Source organism: Arthrospira sp. PCC 8006 (assembly GCF_046480465.1).
Taxonomy (GTDB): Bacteria; Cyanobacteriota; Cyanobacteriia; order Cyanobacteriales; family Microcoleaceae; genus Limnospira; species Limnospira platensis.
Window position 1 is genome coordinate 1 of the sequence record NZ_PKGG01000640.1, and the last position, 300, is coordinate 300.

Below are 300 nucleotides of genomic sequence, written 5' to 3' on the forward strand. Positions count from 1 at the left end.
ATTGCGTCTGAATTGTTAGGATGGTGCAAAAAAAAAACCGAGAGCAACAATCGCTCTCGGCTTTCAATTTATGAATGTTTCGAAGAATTACTTCTTGTCTTCATCATCTTTTACCTCTTCATACTCCACATCTGTCACGTCGTCGGGGCTTCCTCCCTCAGCGTTTCCAGCTTCAGGGCCACCTTGACCTGCTTCTTGTTGAGCTTTGTAGAGGTCTTCGGAAGCATTTTTCCAAGCCTCATTTACCTTTTCGGTAGCGGCATCAATAGCGGCAAGATCTTGCTTGCTATGCGCTTCCTT

General features: G+C 45.3%; 1 protein-coding gene. It reads right to left on the minus strand.

All coding sequences use genetic code 11. From position 1 onward, the window contains the following. Window positions 1-87: 87 nt before the first annotated feature. Window positions 88-300: hypothetical protein (locus B9T16_RS29705; protein ID WP_410246494.1), on the minus strand; the 213-nt coding region annotated here is incomplete at its 5' end.